This window comes from Variovorax sp. P4_D9 (genome assembly GCF_056401695.1).
The window spans coordinates 1-5,388 of record NZ_JBFUIU010000616.1; the positions used below are offsets into that span (position 1 = coordinate 1).

Consider the following 5,388-nt stretch of genomic DNA (forward strand, 5'->3'; position numbering starts at 1 on the left):
GCCACCCCGACGGCCAGGGCCGCATCGGCGCAACTCTTGCCGGCCAGCAGCATTCGCCCCGCCCGCAATCGCTTCTTCGMCGCCTCGCTCAATCGCTTTTGCACCATGCCAATATCCTCCAGCATTATTCCTGGAGGCATAACGCTCGGCGCGCTCAGCGGTTGTCATGATTTACGAAAATATCAATAGCTTTATGTAATAGGCTCGAAGTAGGGGCCGAGCAAGGAGACGACCAGCTCGTGGATCCGGTGGTCGCGCCGCTCGCGATCGGGCAGCAGCTCGGTTCGCTGAAGATCACGCTGGTTGATCAGCAAATGGCAGAGGTTCCGCTGGTTGCGCTTAACCCTGTCGTAAGCGCTGGATTCGTGGGGCGCACCTGGGATGCCGCCCGCCTGAAAATGCACTGGTAAGGGCTTGATGAACTGGCCAGCGAGGCCGGCTCTCGCGCCCGGGTGTTGGGCCAAAGGGGCGGTCCGGCGCCATGACACCTACGTGCTGGCGCACGCGGAGAACCTGGCCAACGTGCGGGTCGCATTCGATAAAGTGCTTTCCCACTTCACCACCGAGCCGGTGACGGATCCGCCGCCCGGCCTTCGTGGCCACCACGGAGCAGAAGATCGCCGAAGCAGGGCGGCGCAGCGTCGCGAGCCCGAATAGGCATCACCTCAGAGAAATATCCGGCACTGCCCGCAGCGATAGCCCTAAGACGCCGCGCCACCCGAGCTCGGTCGTTGTCTTCGCAGTACTGGCGACAGTGGAGGCGAGCCACCTCAGCGGTGCTTCGGTGCAACTCTGCAGTCGCCTGCATGCGGTCGAACCGCCGATAATCGCGAGGTCCGATCGGCAGCGCTTGGAGCCGGCCCTCAGCGGTCCAATCAGTCGGGGGCCAACCTAAAATGCAAGCCATGATCCGCATCCGCGAAATCGACCACCTCGTTCTGCGCGTAACAGATCTCGAAGCGATGCTTCGCTTCTATTGCGAAGCCTTGGGATGCACCATCGAGCGCCGCGAAGACGCACTGGGATTGGTTCAACTCCGCGCTGGCAGTTCGCTCATCGACCTGGTGCCAGTTGATGGCAAACTTGGCCGGGCTGGCGGCGCCGCGCCTGGGCCGGAGGGCCGGAACATGGATCATTTCTGTGTGCGGATCGAGCCGTTCGACGAGGCGGCCATCCGGCACCAACTGGCCCAGTATGGCTACTATGCAGGCTCCCTGGAGCAAAGGTTCGGCGCCGAGGGGCAGGGCCCGTCCATCTATGTCACGGATCCGGAGGGCAATGTGGTCGAGTTCAAAGGCCCGCCGGGTGGCTAAAGCTACTGGACCATCAACGGATATTTGCAAGCCTTGGCGTGCGGTCCGCCCATCGAGTTCAAGCGTCGATCGTCGCGCGTGAATGGCGCTCGGGCGGCTGGGCGTTCGGGCCCAATCAGCGCCCGCAATCTGGAATGCAGAGTCCGCGCCGATCCAAATCTGAGCCATGCTTGCCAGCAAGGTGCGCATCGGTGCGGTCGAAGCGGCGTTGGACGGGGCGGGTATCGGGTGCTGCGGCCCAGGCGACCGCAGCCCTCGCCTATCATCCCGTGCAAGCAATCCCAGAGGAGCAGGCTCAGCAATGGATCGAGGCGTAGTTCCTCCCGTCGACCGCCCGGCTCATTGGCCCGCGCCCAGGGACTTCACCGCGGCACAGATCGACCGCCTTGGATTCCAATACGCCGCTCACCTCCCAATCGCCACTCCCGATCTCGAGCATCCACCGGGGAGCTTGGTTGCGTTCGTCTTGTCCTGCCCAGGCAGGGAGGAGGCCCGTCACGGCCACCCGACGGTCGGAACAACTGGGTACAACCTTGCAAGCCTGCTCCAGGAGCTTCGCGGCATCGGTGATGAAAGCTCCATCTTCAAGCGGCGCGACATCGACCCCTCGTCGCTTTGGCGCGGCCGCGTCACCATCGCGAACGTGTGGCCAGAGCCCCTCTGGCGATGCCCCAGTGATGAGCGGTCCGAGGCAAGCATGAGCGAGATTTCGCAGCCGGACAACCTCCGAAGGCTCTCGGCCATCCTGTATTCGCACTGCTTCATCGTTCTCTGCGGCAACAAGGCGATGGAGGCCTTCGACAGGATGCAACTGATCCACCCCATGACGAACGATGCCGAGGTGGTGCGCATCGCTCATCTGGGCGCCAGGGGGCTCAACTCCGTCCGCAAGGGCCACGGGCTTACCCACGAGCAGAAGCTTCGCCTTCTGGCGCGCGTGATCGCTGGGGTGCCGGAAACTGCGCCGACTTGAACGGCTTGGATTGGCTAAATGAGCCGAGGCCGTCGCGACACTTCGATAGCTGGCCCCGGACGAATGCCTGCAGAGCAGCGGTTGCGGTCCTTCGCGGCCGATCGGCGAACTCACGCTATGAACCCGATTCCGGTCATCCAGGTGCCAAGGGAGATCTCAGCATCGACGATTGTTCGGCCACGGCAAGAGCTTGGCCACTCAATCAGCGAGCCGCCCTATCGTGCGGACGAAATCCTTGAAGACCGTGCGACGGGCGGGCTGGCATTTGTGTTTTCTTTAGTATTACATTCAAAACTCGGCTGGTTTCCTCTCTTCCGACAACTTTCGGGGGCGCCATGAGAATTCAATCGAGTTCAAGCTCGCCGGCGGTCGAACCGCCGCAGTCCATTGAAAATCAAGAGGTCGTCAGGAACCAGTACGACTGGACGCTGAGTTCCTTTGAGCGCGAATATCCGGTCATCGATCCTGACTCGAGCGAATACAACGAAGACCTGATGTTTGAGGTCTATCGCCGCTTGAAGCAGCTCGTCAGCAATGGCTCAACGCCAGCTCGAGCCTTGGAGATGGCGACCTCCGAAGTGCTTCGTCCTTACGGCACGCATTGAGGGTACTCAAACGATCGAGGCGGGAGAGGAATGAGTACCAAGATCCTCGAAATGGTCGCCTTCCACGAAGTCCACAGCGGCCAAGCGGCGGAAGTCTTCGTCGACGCCTGCGCCATCCTCGCCTCACAAGGACATGCGACAGGGCTGGCCGGCCAGGTCAGCCTGCGCGACGGCGGTTCCACGCGCATGCTCACGCTCAGGCTGGGCACCGGCCTGGAGGAAGCCAGCACCGACAGCCTGCTGCTGACCGACGAGAACCTGCAGACGCTGGAAGGCGGCGGACGCCCCAACCCCGGCACGCGATTCCACGCGTGGATCTACCGGCGTCATCCGCAAGTGCGCGCCATCGTGCACACACATCCGCCGGCGATTTCGGCGTTCTCCATGCTGGGCATTCCGCTGCCGGTCGCCCACATGGATGCGGCCTGTTCCACGACGACTGCGGCTTCCTTGCGCGCTGGCCCGGCGTGCCAACGGGCGACGAGGAAGGCGCGCTGATCTCGCAAGCGCTCGACGGCCGCCGCACCGCCTTTCTGGCCAACCACGGTTGCGTGTGCACCGGGCAGAGCCTGCAGGAGGCGGTGTACCTGAATGTTCACGCCGAACGCGCCGCGCGCATGGCGCTAGACGCACTGTCCGCGGGGACGATCAAGCCGGTGAACTCCGAGGCCGCGCGAGAGGCGCATGACTTCCTTCTGCAGCCCTCGATCGTCCAAGCCACCTTCGACTACTGGGCACGCCGCGCGCGCCGCTGAGCGCCTATGCGGCGCGAGCCTCGAAGGTGCAGGTCGCGTGGTGCTGCGCTGAGCACTGCAGTTCGCTGCTCTGCGCCGGGCGGCCCAGCCAAAGGTCCGCCAAGCCGCGCAGCATGCCTTTCACTGCATGGCAGACAGGCTGCTCCGAAGGTCCGAAGGAGTGCGCGAACGGACTGTTGTGCACTTCCAGGCGCAGCCGATCACCGTCCGCTTCGAAGCGCCAAGTGCCCCAGCCAAGCTGCGGGGAAGTGCGCTCGATGATGGTCAGCAGCATTTCGACGTCGCCGCCACTGTGCGTCAGGTAGGCGCGCGCGCTGTCCGAGCCTTGCTGGTGCACTGCCTGTTCCAGCGCGCCCAGAGCGAGCGCGCGGGTGTCTGGCGGCAGCAGGCGAAACATGGTCATCAGTGCATCGGGCCGCAGCAGTAGATAGCGGCGCGGTCCATCGCGCAGCTCGCCCGCGGCATCGTCGAAGACAAGCCTATCCTTGAACTCTGGCACCGGGTCGCCTGCATCAGCCATGGTTCAGGAACTCATCCAGCGTCTTCTCGTTCGGCAGCGCGAACCCGGAGTGCGCAACGCGGCTGGTGCCCACGGCACCCAGGCGGCGAAGCTTCACGGCCATTTCGGCGGCCTTCAGCACCACGGTCACGCCGTTGACGATGGGCGCACCGTCCACGTGGGCGCCTGGTGCGCCGAAAAGCATCATGGGAATGCCGCCGGTGGGCACGATGACGTCGGCGCCCATGTCCATCAATCGGCGGGCTTCGCGCACGAACACCTGTTCCAGCTCCGCTTTCTTCTCGGCCGAAGCGAAAGCCTCCATCCAGTCGGCCATCGTGGCGTTGACGGCTCGAATCCCGGCCACGCGCTGCTGCAAGCCGTAGCGCTGTACTTGGTCCCTATGAGTCGGGATGAAAGCGTGATTGATGGCCAGCAGCCCCAGCTTGCGCCCGAGCGTGCAGGCATGCAGCAGGCTGGTCTCGCCCAGCCCCAGCACCGGGATATTTACCGAAGCGCGCGCCTCGTACAGGCCGACGTCCTGGAAGTGGTTCATGAAGAACACGTCGTAGCCCTCTCGCTCGGCGCGGATCGCGTTGCGGATCACCTCGCGCGAAAAGCGAAACTCGGACAGCGCGTGGACCGTGGTCACGGAGGGCGTGGTGGTGTGGAACTCCACCTCGAACTCCGGGTCGACGCAGGCCTGCATGTGGGGCAGCAACTGAGCCAGATAAGTGCGGTGGCCCGCGTTGTCCGTGGCGCCCTGCGCCCAGATGCGGAACTTGGTCTTGGATGCGTTCATGCTCAGATCACCTTGCCGGGGTTGAGGATGCCTTTGGGGTCCAGCGCGTGCTTCACAGCGCGCATTGCCGCCAGTTCCGCGGGGCTGCGCGTGTGGCCCAGGACCTTGCGCTTGAGCAGGCCAATGCCGTGCTCGGCGGAAACGGCGCCGCGGTAGCGCCGTGTCAGGTCGTACACCAGCTCTTCGATCTGCGCGCGGGTCTCCGGCCGGCCGCCATCGGCATGCGCGATCACGTGCAGGTTGCCGTCGCCGAGATGTCCGTAGACCAAGGCGGTGCCGCTCGGCCACCTTTCGCGCAGCAGGGCTTCGCACTCCAGCGCGGCGCGGCCGATGTCCGCGATCGCGAAGCTCACGTCGAACGCCGCCATGCCGGGCAGCAGCACGGGGAATTCCGCCGTGGCATCGCGCACTGCCCACAGCGAGCGAGCGTCGGTGCTGGAG

The 5,388-nt window shown here is 64.4% G+C and carries 9 protein-coding genes and 1 pseudogene; 6 read left to right on the plus strand and 4 right to left on the minus strand.

The genetic code is table 11. The annotated features are described in order from the left end of the window. Positions 1-107: pseudogene (locus AC1DY5_RS40575) on the minus strand (IS630-like element ISCARN39 family transposase); the annotation flags it as partial. Positions 108-239: 132 nt separating this feature from the next. Between AC1DY5_RS40575 and AC1DY5_RS40580 the strand changes: the two are divergent. The 6 genes from AC1DY5_RS40580 to AC1DY5_RS40605 all read left to right on the plus strand — a co-directional run bounded on the left by AC1DY5_RS40580 (position 240) and on the right by AC1DY5_RS40605 (position 3,646). Then, on the plus strand, positions 240-410 hold the full coding sequence (locus tag AC1DY5_RS40580; protein WP_478120099.1) for a hypothetical protein: 171 nt from the start codon (positions 240-242) through the stop codon (positions 408-410). Between the two features lie 495 nt (positions 411-905). After that, positions 906-1,313, plus strand: a complete 408-nt coding sequence (locus AC1DY5_RS40585) for a VOC family protein (protein ID WP_478120100.1) — start codon at positions 906-908, stop codon at positions 1,311-1,313. A gap of 451 nt (positions 1,314-1,764) precedes the next feature. Beyond that, positions 1,765-2,286, plus strand: coding sequence for a uracil-DNA glycosylase family protein (locus AC1DY5_RS40590; RefSeq protein ID WP_478120101.1), 522 nt, complete (start codon positions 1,765-1,767; stop codon positions 2,284-2,286). 335 nt (positions 2,287-2,621) lie between these two features. Beyond that, positions 2,622-2,891, plus strand: a complete 270-nt coding sequence (locus AC1DY5_RS40595) for a hypothetical protein (protein WP_478120102.1) — start codon at positions 2,622-2,624, stop codon at positions 2,889-2,891. 30 nt (positions 2,892-2,921) lie between these two features. After that, positions 2,922-3,389 (plus strand): class II aldolase/adducin family protein, encoded by a 468-nt coding sequence (locus AC1DY5_RS40600; RefSeq protein ID WP_478120103.1) that lies wholly within the window; start codon positions 2,922-2,924, stop codon positions 3,387-3,389. Further along, positions 3,359-3,646: a class II aldolase/adducin family protein gene (locus tag AC1DY5_RS40605; RefSeq protein WP_478120104.1), complete on the plus strand. Its 288-nt coding sequence runs from the start codon at positions 3,359-3,361 to the stop codon at positions 3,644-3,646. The genes AC1DY5_RS40600 and AC1DY5_RS40605 overlap by 31 nt, the downstream gene beginning before the upstream one ends. 4 nt (positions 3,647-3,650) lie before the next feature. On the opposite strand, the gene AC1DY5_RS40610 is transcribed toward AC1DY5_RS40605, so the two are convergent. The 3 genes from AC1DY5_RS40610 to AC1DY5_RS40620 all read right to left on the minus strand — a co-directional run. Then, on the minus strand, positions 3,651-4,166 hold the full coding sequence (locus tag AC1DY5_RS40610) for a V4R domain-containing protein (protein WP_478120105.1): 516 nt from the start codon (positions 4,164-4,166) through the stop codon (positions 3,651-3,653). Next, positions 4,159-4,947 (minus strand): aspartate/glutamate racemase family protein, encoded by a 789-nt coding sequence (locus AC1DY5_RS40615; protein WP_478120106.1) that lies wholly within the window; start codon positions 4,945-4,947, stop codon positions 4,159-4,161. The genes AC1DY5_RS40610 and AC1DY5_RS40615 overlap by 8 nt, the downstream gene beginning before the upstream one ends. 2 nt (positions 4,948-4,949) lie before the next feature. Then, positions 4,950-5,388 (minus strand): FAD-binding oxidoreductase (locus AC1DY5_RS40620; RefSeq protein ID WP_478120107.1); only part of this gene is annotated, 439 nt, incomplete at its 5' end.